The 18,499-nt window shown below is 40.9% G+C and carries 18 protein-coding genes; 12 read left to right on the top strand and 6 right to left on the bottom strand.

The features are described from left to right. The 4 genes from V7O67_RS04060 to V7O67_RS04075 all read left to right on the top strand — a co-directional run bounded on the left by V7O67_RS04060 (position 1) and on the right by V7O67_RS04075 (position 6,644). Positions 1 to 789, top strand: coding sequence for an anaerobic ribonucleoside-triphosphate reductase activating protein (locus tag V7O67_RS04060; protein WP_406670975.1), 789 nt, complete (start codon positions 1 to 3; stop codon positions 787 to 789). A 66-nt stretch (positions 790 to 855) separates the two neighbouring features. Continuing rightward, positions 856 to 1,716: a DUF4349 domain-containing protein gene (locus V7O67_RS04065; RefSeq protein ID WP_342306086.1), complete on the top strand. Its 861-nt coding sequence runs from the start codon at positions 856 to 858 to the stop codon at positions 1,714 to 1,716. Positions 1,717 to 1,873: 157 nt separating this feature from the next. Next, a complete protein-coding gene (gene thiL / locus V7O67_RS04070) occupies positions 1,874 to 2,866 on the top strand; it encodes a thiamine-phosphate kinase (protein ID WP_406670977.1) in 993 nt (330 codons plus the stop codon). A 106-nt stretch (positions 2,867 to 2,972) separates the two neighbouring features. Then, positions 2,973 to 6,644, top strand: a complete 3,672-nt coding sequence (locus V7O67_RS04075) for an S-layer protein domain-containing protein (protein WP_406670978.1) — start codon at positions 2,973 to 2,975, stop codon at positions 6,642 to 6,644. A gap of 17 nt (positions 6,645 to 6,661) precedes the next feature. Here V7O67_RS04075 and V7O67_RS04080 read toward each other — a convergent pair whose 3' ends face one another. Next, a complete protein-coding gene (locus V7O67_RS04080) occupies positions 6,662 to 7,183 on the bottom strand; it encodes a helix-turn-helix domain-containing protein (RefSeq protein WP_342306083.1) in 522 nt (173 codons plus the stop codon). A 151-nt stretch (positions 7,184 to 7,334) separates the two neighbouring features. On the opposite strand from V7O67_RS04080, the gene V7O67_RS04085 reads away from it, so the two are divergent. The 3 genes from V7O67_RS04085 to V7O67_RS04095 all read left to right on the top strand — a co-directional run bounded on the left by V7O67_RS04085 (position 7,335) and on the right by V7O67_RS04095 (position 10,034). Next, on the top strand, positions 7,335 to 8,357 hold the full coding sequence (locus V7O67_RS04085; protein WP_406670980.1) for an ABC transporter substrate-binding protein: 1,023 nt from the start codon (positions 7,335 to 7,337) through the stop codon (positions 8,355 to 8,357). A gap of 91 nt (positions 8,358 to 8,448) precedes the next feature. Then, entirely contained in the window at positions 8,449 to 9,276 is an 828-nt protein-coding gene (locus tag V7O67_RS04090; RefSeq protein WP_342306081.1) for an ABC transporter permease, read from the top strand. Further along, positions 9,276 to 10,034: an ABC transporter ATP-binding protein gene (locus V7O67_RS04095; protein ID WP_342306408.1), complete on the top strand. Its 759-nt coding sequence runs from the start codon at positions 9,276 to 9,278 to the stop codon at positions 10,032 to 10,034. Before V7O67_RS04090 ends, V7O67_RS04095 begins: the two co-directional genes overlap by 1 nt. Before the next feature lie 12 nt (positions 10,035 to 10,046). Here V7O67_RS04095 and V7O67_RS04100 read toward each other — a convergent pair whose 3' ends face one another. Further along, complete coding sequence (locus tag V7O67_RS04100) at positions 10,047 to 10,478, bottom strand: polymer-forming cytoskeletal protein (RefSeq protein WP_342306080.1); 432 nt, start codon at positions 10,476 to 10,478, stop codon at positions 10,047 to 10,049. A gap of 243 nt (positions 10,479 to 10,721) precedes the next feature. Between V7O67_RS04100 and V7O67_RS04105 the strand changes: the two genes are divergently transcribed. After that, the gene (locus tag V7O67_RS04105; RefSeq protein ID WP_406670982.1) at positions 10,722 to 12,710 is read left to right on the top strand and encodes a PAS domain S-box protein; all 1,989 of its coding nucleotides are present in this window, start codon (positions 10,722 to 10,724) and stop codon (positions 12,708 to 12,710) included. A 4-nt stretch (positions 12,711 to 12,714) separates the two neighbouring features. Here the strand turns inward: V7O67_RS04105 and V7O67_RS04110 are convergent, their stop codons facing one another. The 4 genes from V7O67_RS04110 to V7O67_RS04125 form a co-directional block, all read right to left on the bottom strand. After that, positions 12,715 to 13,413, bottom strand: a complete 699-nt coding sequence (locus V7O67_RS04110; protein WP_342306078.1) for a hypothetical protein — start codon at positions 13,411 to 13,413, stop codon at positions 12,715 to 12,717. A 203-nt stretch (positions 13,414 to 13,616) separates the two neighbouring features. Beyond that, positions 13,617 to 14,450 carry an Mrp/NBP35 family ATP-binding protein gene (locus V7O67_RS04115; RefSeq protein ID WP_342306077.1) on the bottom strand — a complete coding sequence of 278 codons (834 nt, stop codon included), beginning with the start codon at positions 14,448 to 14,450 and terminating at the stop codon, positions 13,617 to 13,619. 67 nt (positions 14,451 to 14,517) lie between these two features. Continuing rightward, positions 14,518 to 14,826, bottom strand: coding sequence for a DUF134 domain-containing protein (locus tag V7O67_RS04120; protein ID WP_342306407.1), 309 nt, complete (start codon positions 14,824 to 14,826; stop codon positions 14,518 to 14,520). Between the two features lie 87 nt (positions 14,827 to 14,913). Next, positions 14,914 to 15,711 carry an undecaprenyl-diphosphate phosphatase gene (locus V7O67_RS04125; protein ID WP_342306076.1) on the bottom strand — a complete coding sequence of 266 codons (798 nt, stop codon included), beginning with the start codon at positions 15,709 to 15,711 and terminating at the stop codon, positions 14,914 to 14,916. A gap of 155 nt (positions 15,712 to 15,866) precedes the next feature. Between V7O67_RS04125 and V7O67_RS04130 the strand changes: the two genes are divergently transcribed. The 4 genes from V7O67_RS04130 (at position 15,867) to V7O67_RS04145 (ending at position 18,432) form a co-directional block, all read left to right on the top strand. Further along, complete coding sequence (locus V7O67_RS04130; RefSeq protein ID WP_342306074.1) at positions 15,867 to 16,229, top strand: NifB/NifX family molybdenum-iron cluster-binding protein; 363 nt, start codon at positions 15,867 to 15,869, stop codon at positions 16,227 to 16,229. Positions 16,230 to 16,305: 76 nt separating this feature from the next. Beyond that, the gene (locus V7O67_RS04135) at positions 16,306 to 16,689 is read left to right on the top strand and encodes a NifB/NifX family molybdenum-iron cluster-binding protein (RefSeq protein ID WP_342306073.1); all 384 of its coding nucleotides are present in this window, start codon (positions 16,306 to 16,308) and stop codon (positions 16,687 to 16,689) included. Positions 16,690 to 16,711: 22 nt separating this feature from the next. Further along, on the top strand, positions 16,712 to 17,572 hold the full coding sequence (locus tag V7O67_RS04140) for an ATP-binding protein (RefSeq protein ID WP_342306072.1): 861 nt from the start codon (positions 16,712 to 16,714) through the stop codon (positions 17,570 to 17,572). Further along, a complete protein-coding gene (locus tag V7O67_RS04145; RefSeq protein ID WP_342306071.1) occupies positions 17,566 to 18,432 on the top strand; it encodes an ATP-binding protein in 867 nt (288 codons plus the stop codon). The genes V7O67_RS04140 and V7O67_RS04145 overlap by 7 nt, the downstream gene beginning before the upstream one ends. The last annotated feature ends 67 nt before the right edge of the window (positions 18,433 to 18,499 follow it).

Genomic DNA, 18,499 nt, shown 5'->3' on the forward strand with positions numbered 1-18,499 from the left:
ATGAAGCTCAATTACGGTAGTTCTGTTCCGATCTCTACCATAGACTGGCACGGGCATGTGTCAGTCGTCTTTTTTTTAAGAGGATGTCCATTCAGGTGTCCTTATTGCCAGAACCATTCACTTCTTTTTGAAAGCAACGTAGTGGATACGTCAGTACTTGAAGCAGAAATAAAGAAGTCCAGACCATTTGTAAGTAACGTGGTTTTCTCAGGGGGCGAACCCCTGATGCAGAAGGATGCTGTGAAGCACCTTGCAGGTTTTGCAAAGAAAATAGGTTTGCTCGTCGGTATTCATACCAACGGCTATTATCCTCACGTAATGGCCGAATTGATGGAAGAAGGCCTTGTGGACAAATTCTTTATCGATGTAAAAGCTCCTCTGGATAATGCCGAGGATTATGCAAAGGCAATTGGCTGCAAGGACTATACTGATATTCACATTGACCCACAGCTTGTAATGGAAAAAGTGACAGAATCCATTAATCTGGTTCTGGGGAACAATGTTGAACTTGAGTTAAGGACGACCATAATCAGGGATTTCATGGGAAGTTCTGATGATGTCTGCAATATTGCAAGGTCCATTAGTGAATTAACAGGCAGAAAGGATGTTGTTTATGTCCTCCAGCAGGGATTTGCTGAAAATGCCATGCTTGAATCTCTCAGGGACATAAAACCATTGAGCAGGGATGAAATGCTTGAACTTGCTGACCTTACCCACGAGTTCCTTGACAATATATATGTACGGACAAAAGAGAAGGGTAACGAAAAGGTTAACTTCGAATCAGTTTGAACCTTAAGCAATTTTTTAATACTTCCCAGTCCTTCATTTAATCATGCTTAAAATGGGTATGATTAAATGAAAATCAAATACTTCTCAGTAATTATTTTTTTACTTGTGGCTACTCTGATCTCTGGTTGTATGGGAGTCAATGAAAAAACTTCTTCGCAATCAGCTGATTATCTCGTGGTTGAAGATTATGATGATTCCTTTGCAAGAAATGCGGCTGTGGGTGAAGCTGAATATGATGGTGATTATGGTGGCGCCTCAAATGGTTTTGTGGATCGTAAGACAATAACAACTGTTGACATGACATTAAGGGTCAATGATGCCGCAGCAAGTCTGGATGAGATCTCAAAAATGGCGCTTGCTTCAGGTGGATATGTTTCCAGTTCTTCTGTCTACGATTCATATTATGAATCTGATGCCGGTAAAGAGGGCTATGTTACGGTCAGGGTTCCCGAATCCGAATATTCTTCGTTCCTCGATAATGTGGAGGACTTGGGGGAAGTAACATCTAAAAGTGTAAATGCACAGGATGTAACGGAAGAATACATCGATGTGACTGCACGTCTGGATAATCTTAAAATACAGGAAACCCGCCTTCAGGAAATACTCAATATGACCGTAACGGTTGAAGAGGTTCTCAGTGTGGAAAAGGAACTTGGCAGGGTGCGCGGTGAGATTGAAAGCCTTACGGGAAGGTTGAATTACCTAGAAGACCGGATCGAGTTTTCAACCATAAATATACGTGTCACAGAACCAAGGCCAATTACTCGTTCATGGGGAATCAGGGATGCACTATCCGAATCTGTCAACGGATTCATCTCAATGGTAAATGCCTTGATAGTGCTTGTGGGATATGTTCTGCCATTGGTTATTATTGTAGCAGTCTTCGGTGGAGCTTTTGTAGCATTGAGAAGAAGGGTGCGTAGGTAAATTATTTCCCTGCAGACCAGGGTTGTATAAATTTTGTTGATGTTTTCATATCAGCAAAATTTATTTATTTTAACTAAGTTCTATTAGTTATTCATTTGCTGTTTATCACTTCGTGCTAAGTAATTATATATAGTCACATCAAAATAGCAGGTAAAATATGACTGGCTCTACTCCTGTATCTGAAATAGGTGAGCGTTCACTTATAAAGCGTTTATCCGGTATTTTCAATAATGGTTGCAACCCTGATGTTCGCATCGGATCTGGAACTGATGATTGTGCAGTTGTTGACATCTCTGGTGATGAATATCTGGTGGTAACTACGGATATGCTGCACAGGAAAACCGATTTTCCCTTACAGATGACTCCCTGGCAGATAGGCTGGATGTCTGCGGCAGTTAATTTGAGCGATGTGGCGTCCATGGGTGCACGTCCAATAGGTTTTCTTTCTGCCATGGGTTTTTCCAAAGACACGGATATTTCCTTTGTTGAGGAAATTTCCAGAGGAATGGATGATTGTGCCAAATTCTGTGGCACTTCAGTCATAGGTGGGGATATTGACACCCACGATGAACTAACTATTACTGGTACTGCACTTGGCAAAGTCAAAAAATCTGAACTGTTGACCCGAAAAGGTGTAAGGATCGGTGATAAGGTCTGTGTGACAGGTTTTGCGGGTTCCGCAGGTGCAGCACTTCATGCGATTGAAAAAAATATTACAATTCCTGGTAGTCTTCTCAATAAACTGCTTACGCCTATTCCTTGTGTTAACGAAGCGATGAAACTTGCGAGTTCCGGTGCTGTAACATGTATGATGGACACAAGTGATGGCCTTGCAATGTCTTTGCACGACCTTGCTGATATTAATGGTGTCGGGTTCAGGATATATGAGTCCATGCTGCCTGTGCATGAGGACCTCGGGAATTATGTAACCTCCGATCCGGATGAGCAGACGGACTTTGCACTTTACACAGGCGGAGACTTTGAACTGCTTTTCACGGTTTCCCCGGATAAACTGGAAGAAGCACGTGCTGCATGTAACTTAAGTATTATAGGTGAAGTAGTTGAACAAACAGTTGGTATTCGCATTGAGCGAAAGGAAGGCACAGACCTGTCGATAAATCGAAAAGGTTATCTACAATTGGGGGATTAAGATTAGGCATGATTAGTTTACGTTGTTTACAATTTAGTTGTTTATAGTTTAAGGAAGTTTTATAATGCAAAAGAAATTTCAATTTATTTTAATCGCATTTTCATTAATGCTTTTCTGCAGCACTGTAGGCTCGGCCGCAAATGTTACTGCTGATTTTACATCAAATGTAACTTCAGGTGACGTTCCGTTGGTTGTGCAATTCACAAACAACTCTCTCAATGCGACTTCTTGGTCCTGGGATTTTAATAATGATGGTACTAATGATTCCTCAGAACAAAATCCGATTTACACTTACACTTCTGACGGTACCTATACTGTTGTTCTCTTTGCAGTAAATGGAACTGAAAGTGCCGTGGAAACAAAAATGGACTATATAGTAGTTAATGCAGTAAGTTCTGATATTGAACCGGTTGCAGATTTCACAGCAAACATAACTTCTGGTGACAATCCTCTTACTGTCTTATTCACTGATAGCTCTACAAATGCTACAGAGTGGTACTGGGACTTTGATAATGATGGCACTAATGATTCCACAGAGCAGAATCCAATTTTCAACTATACTTCTGACGGTACATATACTGTTGTCCTCACTGCAGTAAATGGAACTGCAAGTAACGTGAAAACAAGAGCTGACTACATAACAGTTAATGCAGTAAGTTCTGATATTGAACCGGTTGCAGATTTCACAGCAAACATAACTTCTGGTGACAATCCTCTTACTGTTTTATTCACTGATAGTTCTACAAATGCTACAGAGTGGTACTGGGACTTTGATAATGATGGCACTAATGATTCCACAGAACAGAATCCAATTTTCAACTATACTTCTGACGGTACATATACTGTTGTCCTCACTGCAGTAAATGGAACTGCAAGTGACGTGAAAACAAGAGCTGCTTACATAACTGTCAGTACTCCTGCTTCAACTATTCCAGATGCATCTTTCACTACAAATGTCACTGAAGGGACAGTTTCTCTTGCAGTAACGTTCAATGACACTTCAAGTAATACTCCAACATCCTGGTCCTGGGACTTTGGAGATGGTGGTTCTTCCATTGCACAGCATCCTGTGCATACTTATACTTCCACAGGTGCTTTCAATGTTACTTTGACAGCAACCAATGGTGATGGTTCAGACGTAGCCACGAAAACGATAAATGTGTACTCAAAAACCTACTTCACAGGAGACCGTATCTGGGATGAGAATGCCGTTCAGTCACCTGACAAGTATACCTGGAATGCAAATAGTTTCTCAGGATTCTTCTATGACCTCGAATCAGGGCTGAGTTCCGAGAACCTGACAATTTTCAACATTGATCGCACACTTGGTGACGGTGATATTCTCTATCAGACAGCACCAGTTGATACTGATTTTGATCATAGCGGCTGGGGTTCATATCAGGTTATTGGTTTCATGGCAGAGAAATACTTTGCAGGATATACTGTTAACACTACAATTGATGGTGTTGATGTAGTAAGTATGATTTCTTCAGGGCAGTTGTCAAAGATCCTTATTGACGATGATGAAAAAGAGTCTGCGTACTCAGGGTCATCGATCATACTTGAGGAGGATTACAGGCTCAATATCGTTGAGGTTGATAAGGATGGTGACAAGGTATTTGTCACACTCACCAAAGATGGGGATGAACTTGACAGTTCTGTAATCTCAGGTGGCGACGATTATACCTATAAGGAAGATCTTGGCGACGCTGATGATGTTATAATACTCGCCGTTCACTTTGATCAAATATTCAGTGGTAGCGAGTCAAATGCTGTTTTCGTGGAAGGTATTTTCCAGATATCGGATGAGTACATTGAAGTTGACGACGGTGAATCCTATGGCGATATGGAGATTACCAGAATCGATGATGATCTTATCGAAATGGAAAATGATGGTTCAGTTTCCCTTTCCAAAGGAAAGTCCGTAACTCTTATGGGTAAGATAAAGCTCCTTGTTGCCGACAGCGATGATCTTAGGTTTGCTCCGTTCGTCGATATGACCGATCCGGGTACATATGAACTGCGTAGTACGGTAGTTGTAGGGGACACTCCATTTACATGGACACCTCTGAATTTTGAAGGCTTCTACTATGATATCGATGAGGGCATCCAGACTGAGACTCTCGAAATAGAGTCCATTTCAGGTAGGACAATTTCATCAGGGAAACTTGTATACACAAGTACTCCTGCATCCGTTGAATTTGAACACTCTGACTGGGGTAAGTTCAACGTGGTCGGTTTCCTGGCTGAGAAGTACTTTACAGGGTACACCGGTGCTACAGATATTGATGGTGTCAGTACATTAAATCTCATTTCCGATGGTCAGTTATCTAAGGTACTGGTGGATGAGGATTCTAAAGCTTCAGTCTTCTCTGGGTCTGAACTTGTTCTTGAAGAAGGTTACACTTTGGAGATAGTGGAAGTTGACGTGAACGGTGAAAGTGTCCTCATCGAACTATATAAAGATGGAGATGAAGTAGATACTGATATTGTGTCCTCTGATGCTGATTATGTGTTCGAGAAGGACCTTGGAGATGCAGATGACGTACCTATAATCATAATACACTTCAATGAAGTTTTCAGAGGAAGCGAAAGCAATGCCGTGTTTGTAGAGGGAATGTTCCAGATATCTGAAGATTACATCACCTTGGAAAGTGGTGATAACTATGGAGACATGGAAATCGATAGCTTCGGTACTTCAATTGTGATGTCAAACGATAATTCGATTTCCCTTAACAAGGACAATGAAATCGAGCTAATGGATAATGTTAGGATAAAGGTAGCAGACTCTGATACACTCAGATACTATCCATTTGTCGAAGTAAAAACAGCAGCTTCCGAAACTCTGGATGTTGAACTGAGCCAGTCCACTATTGTGGAAGGGGAAGAACTAACTATCACCGTAAATGCACGTGGCGCATCAATTGGTGATGCCACCATTAAGGTAGAAGGTACAACAATTGGAACAACTGCTGCTGATGGTACTCTGGCTTACACTCCTTCAGAAGCAGGTACTTTTGAGGTAACGGCTGAAAAGGACGATTATGCCTCAGGTTCAGAAGATCTTGAAGTTATTGATAAGAACGATGAGACCAAAAAGATGAGTGTTGAGGTGTCACCGGATGAAGTCTATGAAGGTACATCAATGACTATATTTGTTCTAAAGGCAATTGGCGGCGATGGTATTTCAGGTGCAGATGTCACATTTGATGGAAAGTCTATTGGTACAACTGATAATGATGGTACTATAAGCTATACTGCAACAGAGGCCGGAACACACAAGATCATTGCTAGTAAATCAGGTCTTCTTGAGGCAGAACTCGATCTTAGGGTAGACGAACTTGCAGCTAAATTTGAATTCAGCAACCTTGCGATAACTCCACTTGAAATAAAGCAGGGTAAGGAAGCTACTATAAGTGTCGATGTTGTCAATACTGGTACTGATGCAGGCGATTACACTGTGGACCTTAAGGTCGATGATGTGGTTCTTGATTCACAGTTTATCAGCCTCTCCGTTGGTAATTCCACTACCATTGAGTTCTCTCATGTGGAAGAAGAGCCAGGGATCTATGAGGTGAAAGTTGGTGACCTTACAACTACATATGAGGTGTTTGAAAAATCCGGTACCCTGTTCTATGTACTTGGAGCAATAGCACTGGCAGCAGTAGGGGGAATTGCTTACTTATTCACAGCAGGTGGATGGACTGTAGAAATAGCACAGGCAAAAGTAGCTGAAGCAATAGAATCAATAAAAGAGTTGGTCGGGAATATCCGATAAACTCTTTTTAAACATTTTTAACTTATTTTTTTTGCCACAAGTTCTATAGCTTCTAAAAGACTGTTCTTTGGCATTATTGTGGCAACCGGTATTCTTAATATTTTCTCAACAGTGGGACTTACTATTGGTGCACATACCAGAGCTTTTGCACCATCTCTTTCAGCCCTGATTGCAGCGATTATGGCTTCTTCCATGGAGGTCGCAGAGTATTCCCTTATTGTGCAAAGACTTCCACATATCTTTCTTTTTGTTTCACTGATATTGTCAAGTACCGGTCTGGCAGCAATTACGGCAATGAACTCTCCTTTTTCTGAACCCTCAAGTTTTTTTATCGTTTTTATTATCTGCCTCAATGTTTTGACATTCGGTTCCCTTTTTCCAGACATTATCTTATAAAGGGTACTTGCAGGAATGCCTGCATTTTCGGCAAATTCTGCCATATTCATATTCAGCTCTTCCTTTATGGTACTTGAAAGGATCTTCCTGAAATCATCATCAGATTCAAAAACAGCATCTATTATTTTATCAGCAGCACTCATCTCCATACACCTGTAGTTTTTAATATCCTATAAAGGATAAGGTGTACCTATAATTAATACTTTTAGGCAATCGAACTCATGAAATGTAGAAATATATATAATATATTGGAATCTGACTTCAAATTATCTAATTATTACTTAGGGTGATAATGTGAATTACAAACAGACAATCAAAGTAACTTCCACTTTATTTTTTGTTATTGCTCTGATAGCAGCAGTATTCATCTCAGGATGTGCTGAGCAAACAACAGAGCAGGACGAGCAAGCAGAAACCATTACAGAACTCACATTTGGCTACCAGCCAAGTACCCATCAGGTAGCTTATCTGATGGCAAAAGATAAAGGATGGTGGGCTGAGGACCTCGGTCCCCTGGGAATTGAGACCATCGATGATAAAGTGTTCCCCACAGGTGCTCCTGAAATGCAGGCAATGCTTTCCGGTGAGATCGATGTTGCATATGTAGGAGCAGCTCCTGTTATATCTGCACTGGCAAGTGGCCTAGATGCAAAGATAGTTGCGGCAGTGCAGACACAGGGTTCTGATGTCGTACTGCGCACCGAGCTTCCATACGAGAGTCCCGAGGACCTTAAGGGTCTGAAGATCGCCACTTTCCCCCCGGGCACTATCCAGGATACTCTTCTGAGGAACTGGCTTGCAGAAAATAATGTTGATCCTGATGCTGATGTAACCATTGTGCCAATGGGTCCCGGAGATGCAATGACAGCAATCTCAGCCAATCAGGTTGATGCAGTTTTCCTGCCACATCCCGCACCTACTCTCATTGAGGAGGAAGGTGTCGGAAGATCTGTTGTATCCTCTGGAGAGGTACAGGAGGATCATGCCTGCTGTGTTGTCGCTGTGAGTGGTGAACTTATCCGTGAGAATCCTGAGGTCGTACAGCAGATCGTAGAAACCCATACACGTTCAACAGAGTACGTTTCTGAGAACACGGACGAGGCTGCACAGGTATTTGCCGATGACCAGGACTGGGATATTGAAGTAGTTAAAGCGTCCATTTCTGATTGGGATGGTAGCTGGGTTTCTGATCCATCTCTTGTAGTCAATTCAACAGTGGACTATGCCCAGGTACAGTATGAATTAGGTTATATCAGTACTGAACTTGAAGAAGATGACATATTCGATCTGAGCTTCTATGAAGCTCAAGATCAATAATCCTTTTTTCTTTTTTGATAATAATTTAAATAATAAGTAGACATTTCTACTGTCTGTCCGGAGGTCTTTATCTCCAGTTACCGGAGGATTCATGGTAAAAAAACATCTTCAGATCCTGAGTGAAAAAAAAGTGGAAATAGCCTCTATATGTTCTGCAATTATTCTTTGGCAGCTTGTGGCTGTTTATATTGTGCAGAATAAGTTCTACCTGCCAAGTTTTACGGATGTGACTCTTGCGTTCATATCCATAATGGCAAAAGATGCTAAGTTAAGTATTATAGGTTTGGATCTTCAACTTCCGGTTTTGATAGTAGACCTTCTTTACAGTCTTCTGTATTTCTGGATTGGTATGTTTTCTGCACTTGCAATTGGCATTCCTCTGGGAATGGTAATGGGCTGGTTCCGTACAGTTGATCGTATAGTTGATCCTTTAATTGAACTCGTACGTCCTATTCCACCACTTGCCTGGATTCCTTTTGCTATCATATGGATTGGACTTAACCCACTGGCTGCAGGCTTTCTGATATTTATCGGAGCAGTCTTTCCAATTATAATAAATACTTTTACAGGTTTTAAGAGCGTTTCCCGTGTTTATGTTGAAGCAGCAAAGGTGCTGGGCTGTAATACCAATCGTGAATTGATCAGATATGTGGCTCTTCCCTATGCACTTCCTTCAGTTGCTGCAGGTATTCGGATTGCCATGGGAGTTGGCTGGATGTGTCTCGTTGCTGCAGAAATGTTCGGTGTGAGCAGGAACGGACTTGGTTACAAGATATGGCATCATTACTATCTACATAACATGGACTTTGTGCTTGTTTACATGTTAATACTTGGTTTCCTTGGATTATTCATTGACAGATTGCTGCGTTATTATATCGATGGAAAGCTCCTCAAATGGCGTAAAGGGGTTGTGATATGATGGGAAAGGTAAAAGTAAACAATGTTTTTCGCAGATTTACAAAAGATGAAGATACGTCTACACTTGCACTGGAAAATGTCAATCTTGAAGTAAACGATAAGGATTTTGTATGTTTCATAGGTCCATCAGGTTGTGGAAAAACCACATTCCTCAGAATAATATCCGGGCTTGATAAGCCGGATGAAGGTGAAGTATATCTGGATGGCAAAAAAATAGAATCTCCTGGTCCTGACAGGGGAATGGTTTTCCAGGAATATTCCCTGTTCCCATGGAAATCAGTTATCGATAATATTATATTCGGTCCTCAGATGAGTGGGATAAAAAAGAAAGATGCACTTAAGGATGCTGAAAAATATCTGGAACTGGTTGGACTCCAGCAATTCAGGGACAGTTATCCCTATGAGTTGTCAGGCGGTATGAAGCAGAGAGTAGCCATTGCAAGAGCTCTTGCAAACGAACCTTCAGTTCTGCTTATGGACGAACCTTTCGGTGCACTGGATGCTCAGACGCGCAATATTCTTCAGCAGGAACTTTTGGATATATGGCAAAAAAAACATATTACTGTTCTTTTTGTCACACATAGTGTTGATGAGGCAGTGTTCCTTGCTGATAAAATCGTATTGATGAGTGCACGTCCCGGTAAAATAAAGGAAATAATCAATGTAGATTTGCCAAGGCCACGTGACAGAACAAGTCTTGAAGCAAATGTGCTTCGTGACAGGATTTTGAAATCTCTCCTGAAGGAACAAACAAAATAATCATTTTTGCGTTCATTCGGAACGCACAATTACTTTTGTTCCTGATTCTATTTCTTTTATGCTGACTTTTCCAACAAGTTCCATTGTGCTGTTTGCTTTTGCAAATTTGATTTTGCAACCGGGGCGCACAAGCATCTCTTTTCCTGCAATTGCGGAACCGTTGATTTCTACAGAGTCTAATATTCTAAGTTCGCCTGACGCTTCAACATTGCCATTGATCTCTGATTTTGAACCTATGATCATTTCATCTGCTTTTATATTCCCTTTCACAAAAGTTCCTTTTCCAAGTTTCAGGATACCCTTCACATTTAAATCCTTCCAGAAATTGGAACCTGCTCCAACTATAAAGTTTCCGTCAATGTTGACGTCTCCTTCAAAAAAGGTCTTTTTGCCGGCAATATAAGTATTAGAATCCTCATGATATTTGATCGCATTTTCACTCATCTTGGGTCACTCTGTCTACTTCAATAGTTTTTTCTGATTATAAATGCTACCCAAAATGTCAATATTCTATTTTAATTATGAGTCTGAATTCAGTTTTTACTGTTATTTTTTTAATAGGGTTTATATACAATAAAATACCAAATACTAGATATAATATATTATATATTCAATATAATTGCATGTATCTGGTTACCATTAATGTAGATTTTCTACAATGTGTTTGCCAGGTTCATAGGTGTATAGATGGCCACAAAAAAAGAAAGACTCGATTTTTCGGATGAGGGGAGTGTTAACTCTCTAAATGTAGAAAATTCGGTACAAGGACTCGCCAATAAAATTCCTTTTAAAGATATTGAGCGTTCACAAACTTTTTTTGACCTTCTGGATTCCTTTATACTTCTTATTGATGAAAATAGCCACATAATTCTGGCAAACAAAAAAGCACGAAATTTTTTAGGCTTTGAGGATAAAGAAGTCGCTAATATCAATTTTCCAGAGATATGTATTCCAGAAGATGAAAAAGAAAATGTCCTTTCATTTTTCTCTTCTATTTTATCTGATGGTAAAGTTGAATCTCAGGTTTTAGAAACATCAATAATTGGTCTTGATGGAACTTCAAAGAGTTTTAGTATAAACACAAGTTTGTTGAAAGATACCTTTTCTTCTGAAAAGGCATTTCTTTTATCCTGTGCGGCTATTTCAAAGCAAAAAGAGCCTGAATCACACTCTCTCCCTGCTGTCGCTAATATATTTACTCATCTGGATTCCATTCCTTATTCACTGATACTTTCAGATTATAGGGGAATGATCACTTTCTGGAATCGGAATGCAAGCATACTCTTTGGATATGAGAAGAGTGAGGTACTCGGAAAACCGATAAGTCTTATAATGCCAAAACGATATCGTAAGGCACACGAAGGCTGGGATGAACTTATCTCTATTGGTAAATCACCTGTGGTGGGTAAAATAATTGAAGTTACCGGTTTACGTAAAAACGGTACGGAATTCCCTATAGAATTAGCAATCACAACAACAAGAGTAAAAGGTGAGATTTTCCACGGCGCTTTTATAAATGACATCTCCAAACGTAAGATGAAAGAGCGTCTGATGACCATCTCCAAAAACAAGTATCGTATGATATTCGAGAAATCACCTCTTGGTATTTTCCATTTTGACGAGAGGGGTGTAATCACACAGTGCAATGAGAACTTTGTGAAGATTGTAGGTGCTCCTGAAGAAACAGTGATCTCCGCTATAATGGGCTTCAATATGCTCGAGTCCTTCAAGGACGAATCTATCAAAAAGGCTATACAGCAGGTCCTTGCGGGTATTCCTGCCAGGTACGAGGATAATTTCGACTCTCCATTTTCAAATAAGGTCATTCCCATCAAAGCTGAATTTAGTCCGGTGATATCCGAAGAAGGCAAATTAATGGGTGGTGTATGCGTTGTCGAAGACTTCACCGAGCGTAAGGCTGCAGAAGAAGCCCTGAACAAGTACGCAGAGGAACTTGCAAGGGCTAATGAGGAACTTAAGTCCCTTGACCGGATGAAAGATGAGTTCCTCTCAAATCTCAGGCATGAACTAACTACACCACTGATTCCGATTAAAGGTTACAGTGAACTGATGTTTGACGGAGCTCTGGGAGAACTGAGCGAAAAACAACATGATGCCATGGAAAAGATTATGCTTAGTTCTGAAAGGCTTAAAAGACTGATCGATTCGCTTCTTTATGTAAGTATAACGGAAGGCGGCAGCGTAGATTACACTTTCCTCCCTCTGAGGATGTCTGAAGTAATAGATTCAGCGATACGTGACAGATCCCCTGAGATTGCCAGTAAGAGGCACGAAATTGAAAGGTCCATTCCATCTGACATACCGCTAATAGAGGGCGATTTGGAATATCTTCAAGAAGTATTTGTAAACGTAATTGATAATTCAGTAAAGTTTACGCAGGAAGATGGGAAGATAGAGGTATCTGTTGTTCTTCAGGAAGATAAAAAGCTACACATAAAAGTTAGTGATAATGGCATAGGCATTTCTGAAGAAAACCTTCCTCTGATATTTAACCGATTCTATCAGGTGGATGGTTCATCAACTCGCAAGTATGGCGGGAACGGCCTTGGTCTCTACATTTGCAAGAAGATAATTGTGGCTCACAATGGGCAGATGTGGGCTGAGAGCAAAGAGGGAGTAGGAACGGATATTCACATACTCTTGCCTGTAAAATAATATTTTATTTAAAGTATTCCCACAGAGTAATGAGCGACAGGGATGTCGTATTGATATCTCCCCCTTCTTTTCCCCATGAACCATTGCCGTTCATATGTGACAATATCCATTTGACAGGCACAACTGTCTCATCCTTATTCCCGGCAAGAAGAAGTGATTGAATTACAAGGTTGCTTGTAGCCAGTGTTTTCCAGGCAGCCTCACTTTCCCTTTGCGAGATTATCCAACTGGCACGTTCATCTATGAAATTACTGAAGCCATCTTCACCTTCAAGTTTTACCTGTTTTAAGAGGGCAGTGATTATGAGGGCAGTGGTTCCGGGATGTTCCCATTTTGGTCCGTAATTATCAACAAGCCACTGACATCCTTTCTGATTATATGATCCCATATCTGCAAGTGATATCAGTGCGTATACGGAGTCATAGACATCATTATTCCACGATATGTCGGATTGTTTTGAGAGCATCCATCTTTTAACATCTGGAAAAACGATGCCTGTAAGCGCAAGGACTGAAGCGGCACGTGCGGTATCCCGCAGGTCGCAGTCCCATGAATCTCCTGTTTTTGAGCTTACAAGTTTCTCCTTGTAGTCATTTTCCTCATTCCAGAGGAAACTTGCCTGAACGATACGTGCAAGATCTTTTACTTTTGATATCTTCTGTGAATACAGCCATTTGAATGACGTTTCACTCTTAAAATCCATATTGTTCCTGATGGCCCGGACGTTTATTTATCTTTCTGCATGCCATCCATCTTATACCTGTGACGTTCCTCGTATTCTTTTATTTTCCTGGATTCCTCTGGAGTCATGTCCGTTCCTGCAAATTGAAAAGAAGGAAATGATATAGTAAAAAAGAAAACAAAAAATGGAAGAGAAGTTCTCTTCCTTTTTATGAGTCTTTTAAATCATTTTTTGAATTGTTCTACAGAATCAACAATTGCAGCAAAATTCTTACCCCAGAGTATCTCTTCGTTGATGTCTGTGTAAACTTTTCCATTGTCCTCTATCTCTGCAATTTTCGGGTCCATAGGGAGTTCGCCAAGAACAGGAACATTAAAGTCAGATGCTGCTTTCTCGACGCCGCCTTTACCGAATAGGTCTATTATCTCGTCACAGTGGGGGCAAACGATACCGCTCATATTCTCAACAATGCCAATTACGGGTATTTTGAGTATCTCTGCGAATTTGATGGATTTCCTCACACTAATAAGTGCCACATCCTGTGGGGTTGTTACAACAACAGCACCTTCCATTTTCTCTATCAACTGTGCAATACTGAGTGGTTCATCACCAGTGCCAGGTGGCAGATCTACGATAAGATAGTCGAGTTTTCCCCACGAAACGTCTTCAAGGAACTGCTTGATGGCTGCCATCTTTGCCGGACCTCTCCATATCACAGGTGCATCCTTATCCTCAAGAAGAAGTGCTACTGACATCACAGTAAGGTTTTCTGCGACATTTATGGGCACAATGCCATTCTCATCAACCGTAGGTTTCTCATTTTCAATACCAAACATCTTTGGGATACTTGGTCCGTGAATATCAGCATCCAGAAGTCCTACTTTCTGTCCGCGTTCTGCAAGCCTTGCAGCCAGATTTGCTGCCACTGTGCTTTTGCCGACTCCACCTTTGCCGCTCATAACCATTATCTTCTTTTTGATGGCTCTCATGTTCTTAACGAGCTTTGGTTCTTCTGGCTTTTTTAAAAGGTCTTCTGCACTCTGGATATTTTGTGTCATGTTGTTTCGCCTTTAGCAATATTCTCTTTTGAGCAATTTTATTGAACTAACAAATGTGGTGTAGCAATTATCCTATATTTTTAGGGTCTTTGCCGACGATTTCTATGGCTTTACCTTCAATAAGGGCAGAAGCCACTTTTTTTCTTGCATTCTGAAGATCCTGCCAGAAAGCCCGTCTCGAAATACCCATGCTGATCGCAGCCTCTTCCTGCTGCAATCCTTCTAGGTCTGCCAGTCGCAGAGCTTCAAGCTCCTCTATTGCAAGTGATACTGTTTCGAGTTCTTTGAGTGGTACTCCTCGTGGTTTAAAAAAGAGTACATCTGGTGAACATTCAACTCTTCTGGGTGATTTTGGTCTTCCTCTGCAAGTCATTATTATGCACTCATTAAGTAATGTAGTATTTATACGTTACTGGTAAATCTTATATATTTATTCTCGTTTGTGGTAAAATACGAAATATTCTCATACGAAATATGCCAGGATACTGAGAATTCCAAGAGCAATGCAGAATTTGGAGAAATCATACTTTTTGGCTGCTTTAATGAAAAGATCGATGGTTAGTATCCCAAATAAGAATGCGAAGAACAATGCCAGTAATGAGTTTAGGTCAAAGCTTAGAAGTCCCATTGCTCCGATTCCTACATCTGCAGCAAGGACTGCAGGTATGCTCATTAGAAAACTGAGTCTCAGAGCCTGTGAAGCTTCTATGTCCCGCAGGAGCAGTGTTGATACGGTTATGCCTGATCTGCTTACTCCCGGAAGTGCGGCAAATCCCTGCGCAATTCCTGCAATAATAGAATCCATGATGACCGTTTGTTCTCTCTTCTTTGTTCTCTTTGAGGCAGATATCTGCAACAAGCCTGTGATTATAAGAAGTCCTCCGATAAAAGCGGTTGCAAGTTTACCGGAGAATTCTTCCATTCCAGTTGCAAAGAGGATAAGTGGCAATCCTATTATTCCGGTTATGGCTGTTGCTATTAACAGGAATGTTATTATGCTGTTCTTTTTTTCCTGAACATCCCTGTTTTTAAGATAATGTGGTATTTCGTTTATTATCTCTTTGACATCAGTCCTGAAATAGACAGCAGCTGAAAGAAGGGTTCCTGTGTGTAACCATATGGCTATAGGCAGGGCATCTGCAAGTGTTCTGTTAAACACGTTAATCATAACAAGGGTTGTCATTCCCTCACTGCTTATTGGAAGCCATTCCGCTACTCCCTGAACTATTCCAAGTATGATTGCCTCAAAAATTGTTAACATTCAATGCCACTTTGTCTTTGTTGTATATATAAAGGGTGGTCATTTTGTGTTTTATTTCTCCAATGGGAGTAAATATATAAAATTAACTGGTCATCTTTATATATTTGTACTCATATGTGTGTATATTCGGTGATTGGGTATATAGGAGAATATCAATGAAAATATGTGTGACAGCAAACGATTCTGGTTTGGAAGCATCAGTTACCCCTCATTTTGGCAGGTGCAAATACTTCGTGATAGTTGATTCTGACTCAATGAAATCTGAATCTATCGAAAATGGAAACGGTTCTGCTACCGGTGGCGCAGGCGTTCAGGCAGCACAGCAGGTGATTAGCAAAGGTATAGACACATTGATCACCGGTAGTGTTGGTCCGAATGCTTTTTCATTGCTATCATCTGAGAATGTTGAAATGAAAATATTCTCTTCCGGCTCAGTTCTTGAAGCTATTAAGTCCTATAAATCAGATTCACTGGATAGTATCGAAGCTGCAAATTCTCCTGGTAAAAAAGGAAGATAAGTTCTGATTTAGGTGTTTATCATTTTTAATAACACCATTATAACATTTTAAAGTTAATGATATCAGAGGTATGAAGATGAAATTATGTATACCATCAATGGGACAGAAAGGAATTGAAGAGACAGTTGGCCAGCACTTTGGAAAGGTGCCTTTTTACACTTTGTACGACACAGAAACAAAAGAAGCTTCAGTTCTTCCAAACACAAGTGAGCATAACGGTGGCATAGGTCTGCCTCCTGAACTCATGGCAAAGGAAGGCGTAGACATTATGCTTTGTGGCGGTCTTGGTAAAAAAGCTGTAGATATGTTCGAGCAGGCTGGTATTGATGTATTCAGTGGTGCCACTGGCACGGTTCAGAATGCTATTGATGCCTGGGAATCTTCTAAGCTTGCAAAGGCCACACGGGATAATTCATGCAGCGGACATGGTCACGATGATGACCACGTGCACTGCCATTAATTTTTCCATAGGTGTATGATACATGAAAATAGCTATCGCAAGTGGTAAGGGCGGGACTGGAAAGACGACGGTGGCCGTCAATCTTGCGCTTTCTCTTGGGAATGCACAACTGCTGGATTGCGATGTGGAAGAGCCCAATTGCAATCTTTTTCTTGGATTTGATCTTAAAAAGCAGGAAGATGTTACTATAACAGTTCCTCAGGTGGACTCCGGGAAGTGTTCCCTTTGCGGTAAATGCGCAGAGTTCTGCCAGTACAATGCGATAGCTAAATTGTCTGATAGTGTCATGCTTTTTCCAAAATTATGCCATGGCTGTGGTGGCTGTGTCCTTGTTTGTCCTGAAAAAGCCATTACGGAGAAAAAGCGTTCAATAGGTGTTATTGAAAAAGGTACGAACGAGCAGTTTAATATTGAACTTTTGCAAGGTACGCTTAATATTGGTGAAGCCATGGCCTCGCCTGTTATCAGGCAGTTGCAAACACACATGGATGAAAGCACGGTTGCAGTTGTTGATTCCCCTCCGGGAACAGCCTGTCCTGTCATAGCATCTGTTGCAGACATGGATTATTGTGTGCTTGTAACAGAGCCAACACCCTTTGGTCTTAATGACCTTGTTCTTGCAGTGGATGTTATCAGGCAACTGGGCATTCCTTTCGGGGTTATTATAAACAGACATGGCCTGGGGGATAACAGGGTTGAGGAATATTGCCGTGTTGAAAGTATACCGGTCCTGATGAAGATCCCCTACATTCGGGAAATAGCTGTTCTCTACTCAAAAGGTATTCCTTTTGTGGAGCATATGCCCGCATGGAAAGAAAATTTCCGGGAAATGTGCCGGGATATATGTGAGTTTATTCCATACAGGGGTTTGTCTCAATGCTAAAACATCTCACGGTTATCAGTGGTAAAGGTGGCACAGGTAAGACCACCATTACATCTTCTTTCGCCGCACTCGCTGAAAATGCGATAATTGCAGATTGTGACGTTGATGCTGCAGACATGCACCTGATTTTACAGCCTGAAACATTTGAAACGACTGATTTCTATGGGCTGAAAGTTGCACACATCAACAAAGAATTATGCACGGATTGTGGTGCCTGCGCCAGTTCATGCAGGTTCGATGCCATTGATAAGTTTAATGTTATTGACACGTGCAAATGCGAAGGCTGTGCGGTCTGTGAATTTGTTTGTCCTGAAAATGCTATATGCATGGTTGAGAAAAAAGCTGGTGAATACTACTGTTCCAACACACGTTTCGGTCCATTGGTTCATGCAAAGCTCGGAGCCGGAGAGGAAGCCAGTGGCAAGTTAGTCTCAGATGTGAGGCGAAGGGCCTCAGAGCTTGCATTGGAATGTGGGAAGGATGTGGTTATCATCGATGGTCCGCCGGGGACTGGATGCTCTGTGATTGCTGCAATAACAGGGGCTGATCTTGTTCTTGTTGTTACGGAGCCAACGATATCGGGGATACATGATCTTGAGAGGGTGGTTCAGGTAGCACAACATTTCAGGATTCCTGTTGTAGTCTGTATCAACAAATGTGATATCAATATGGATTTGTCACAGTCAATCTCTATTTATTGTAAAAATAATGAAATAAATGTTGCAGGGATGCTTCCATATGACAAAAGTCCTGTTGATGCAATGATTTATGGGAAATCTGTTGTGGAGTGTTTTGATAATGATTTTTCCTCTAAGGTCCGGTCTTTATGGACAGAAGTCAATTCAAGTCTGTCAAAGTGAATATCATATTAAAAAAAACTAAGTAGCAGAAAATCCTTTTTATTTTCATATTAGAACTTGAATGATG

It is taken from the genome of Methanolobus sp. ZRKC4 (assembly GCF_045291305.1).
In the GTDB taxonomy this organism is placed as follows: Archaea; Halobacteriota; Methanosarcinia; order Methanosarcinales; family Methanosarcinaceae; genus Methanolobus.

Excerpts from the sequence above, each read along its gene's own strand:
- V7O67_RS04080 (WP_342306083.1), bottom strand. The coding sequence starts at position 7,183 with ATGAGTGCTGCTGATAAAATAATAGATGCTGTTTTTGAATCTGATGAT.
- thiL (WP_406670977.1), top strand. The coding sequence starts at position 1,874 with ATGACTGGCTCTACTCCTGTATCTGAAATAGGTGAGCGTTCACTTATA.
- V7O67_RS04075 (WP_406670978.1), top strand. The coding sequence starts at position 2,973 with ATGCTTTTCTGCAGCACTGTAGGCTCGGCCGCAAATGTTACTGCTGAT.
- V7O67_RS04060 (WP_406670975.1), top strand. The coding sequence starts at position 1 with ATGAAGCTCAATTACGGTAGTTCTGTTCCGATCTCTACCATAGACTGG.
- V7O67_RS04140 (WP_342306072.1), top strand. The coding sequence starts at position 16,712 with ATGAAAATAGCTATCGCAAGTGGTAAGGGCGGGACTGGAAAGACGACG.
- V7O67_RS04145 (WP_342306071.1), top strand. The coding sequence starts at position 17,566 with ATGCTAAAACATCTCACGGTTATCAGTGGTAAAGGTGGCACAGGTAAG.
- V7O67_RS04090 (WP_342306081.1), top strand. The coding sequence starts at position 8,449 with ATGGTAAAAAAACATCTTCAGATCCTGAGTGAAAAAAAAGTGGAAATA.
- V7O67_RS04125 (WP_342306076.1), bottom strand. The coding sequence starts at position 15,711 with ATGTTAACAATTTTTGAGGCAATCATACTTGGAATAGTTCAGGGAGTA.
- V7O67_RS04110 (WP_342306078.1), bottom strand. The coding sequence starts at position 13,413 with ATGGATTTTAAGAGTGAAACGTCATTCAAATGGCTGTATTCACAGAAG.
- V7O67_RS04105 (WP_406670982.1), top strand. The coding sequence starts at position 10,722 with ATGGCCACAAAAAAAGAAAGACTCGATTTTTCGGATGAGGGGAGTGTT.
- V7O67_RS04095 (WP_342306408.1), top strand. The coding sequence starts at position 9,276 with ATGGGAAAGGTAAAAGTAAACAATGTTTTTCGCAGATTTACAAAAGAT.
- V7O67_RS04135 (WP_342306073.1), top strand. The coding sequence starts at position 16,306 with ATGAAATTATGTATACCATCAATGGGACAGAAAGGAATTGAAGAGACA.
- V7O67_RS04100 (WP_342306080.1), bottom strand. The coding sequence starts at position 10,478 with ATGAGTGAAAATGCGATCAAATATCATGAGGATTCTAATACTTATATT.
- V7O67_RS04130 (WP_342306074.1), top strand. The coding sequence starts at position 15,867 with ATGAAAATATGTGTGACAGCAAACGATTCTGGTTTGGAAGCATCAGTT.
- V7O67_RS04065 (WP_342306086.1), top strand. The coding sequence starts at position 856 with ATGAAAATCAAATACTTCTCAGTAATTATTTTTTTACTTGTGGCTACT.
- V7O67_RS04115 (WP_342306077.1), bottom strand. The coding sequence starts at position 14,450 with ATGACACAAAATATCCAGAGTGCAGAAGACCTTTTAAAAAAGCCAGAA.